The organism is Streptomyces sp. NPDC004031 (assembly GCF_053604375.1).
The window spans coordinates 1-1,612 of record NZ_JBSGHL010000153.1 but is presented as its reverse complement, the minus strand read 5'-3'; the positions used below and the strand labels follow the sequence as shown (position 1 = coordinate 1,612).

Genomic DNA, 1,612 nt, shown 5'->3' with positions numbered 1-1,612 from the left:
GTCGGAAGAAGGCGTTTTCACTCCGACTCCCCCGTAGATTTTTCGTCAATTATAGACTCGTTTGTCGATAAGGCACTCCGCCATCGCGCATCCGACCGCCTACAAACTATTGTCGAAGTCAAAAATTTCGTCGACAGCATCAGAAATCCAAAACGGCATACGCTGGACAAAATAGATGAATTCGACGACGCAATTAGATATTCGTTCCCGTCGATTCGCACAACCGTTGCCGTCAATGATGAAGAAAGCATTTTCAACTTTCTCAACAAGTTCAAAGAAAATTGCACTCTTGAGGAGTTTTGGTACATTCTCGCAGACGGTGGCGACAATACCCTGACGGGCATAAATCATTTAGGAGAGAGGCGGTGGCTTTTCAACGAGCAAATTGAAATGACCGTAGATTGCCTCATCATCTACCGCAACAGCAACCACCCTTATAAAAATTTCTTTATCCTGTTGTTCGGGCCAGACAAGCCATTTTCATACACAAACAGGGAAGGCGAAAAAACAACTCGAAAGTCGACCGAGGGATGGGATGAGGACGCCGCCGTATTAGTTGACGAGTTGTTCTACATTAATCCCGACGAGACCATCAATGGATATTATCGCGAGAAAGCAGGCACTACCCGCACCAGCCCCGAGCGATTTAAGGAACGCTACCGCTATTTGATTCCTTACGGCGTTATGGTTGTGCCTACTGAAACCGCGTCGGCGGGTATGCTTGACCGGCATCCCACATCGAAATTGATTCAGTCAGCCGTTCGGCACCGAAAGCTAGCGGAGGAAGAATTGAAAAATTATCTGGAAGCAACCCAGCCACACCATAGCGTAGAACTGACGAAATTTAACTGAACAGTGGCGGCTGTAGGCGTTGGACGTGGGGCCACGCGCCGAAGGCATTTCGCGAACAGGCAAAGCGCAAAGGCACTCTGGCCCCATTCACGCGTATTCGCTACGAAAGCACTAGTGCGAGAAGGAGGCCCCCTTACGGGGGCTCCTGAAATTAAGTTGGCCTGTCCATACAGACCACAGACGTTGCGCGAGGACGGAGACGATGATGCCCCGTGCCGGGAACCGCTTGCGCAACCTTACAGACCGTCCTGTAGCAGAGTGCGCACTGGCACCACTACGGTATCGGCACCGATTGCATCCAGGCACTCGAACAAGAACGCAGCCTGGAACGACCCTCGCGAAAGCTTCAGTTTGATTGTCGTTTCGGTCTCTGCGCCGGGCCGTCGTTCATTCAGTCGCTCGGCGAGCGCCCTGTACGTTATTCCTCGTAGAGTCAGCTCCGAGCGAAGCATCGCCGCAGCAGCGCGCCGGTAGCGGTCTTTGTTTGGACTACTTGCGTCAGCCATTTGAGTCCTGTAGAGTCGGGTATCGTCAGACGATACTTATGTATCTTTTGATGGGCGTTCACTTGGGGGAATGATGTCAGCAAACGAGTTGGAAGCACTTCGCAGCCGCCGCACGAGTATAGCAACGCGCCTCGAACGCCCGCGAACAGGGGCAATCCACCCACCTCATAACCGTAGGCAAGGCAAGTCACGCCCGCACTACTACGAGTACTCCGCAAAACCTTCCAGAGTCGGCAGAGGCCCTTCGTACGGAC

The 1,612-nt window shown here is 52.5% G+C and carries 2 protein-coding genes; one reads left to right on the top strand and one right to left on the bottom strand.

Annotation, left to right across the window (positions count from 1 at the left end; genetic code table 11):
- Window positions 1–852 (top strand): hypothetical protein (locus tag ACWERV_RS36770; RefSeq protein WP_452941237.1); only part of this gene is annotated, 852 nt, incomplete at its 5' end.
- Between the two features lie 236 nt (window positions 853–1,088).
- On the opposite strand, the gene ACWERV_RS36765 is transcribed toward ACWERV_RS36770, so the two are convergent.
- Window positions 1,089–1,358, bottom strand: coding sequence for a DUF6471 domain-containing protein (locus ACWERV_RS36765; RefSeq protein WP_269757783.1), 270 nt, complete (start codon window positions 1,356–1,358; stop codon window positions 1,089–1,091).
- Window positions 1,359–1,612 lie beyond the last annotated feature (254 nt).

Bases quoted from the DNA above. Each gene is read 5' to 3' on its own strand.
- ACWERV_RS36765 (WP_269757783.1), bottom strand. From the start codon at position 1,358: ATGGCTGACGCAAGTAGTCCAAACAAAGACCGCTACCGGCGCGCTGCT.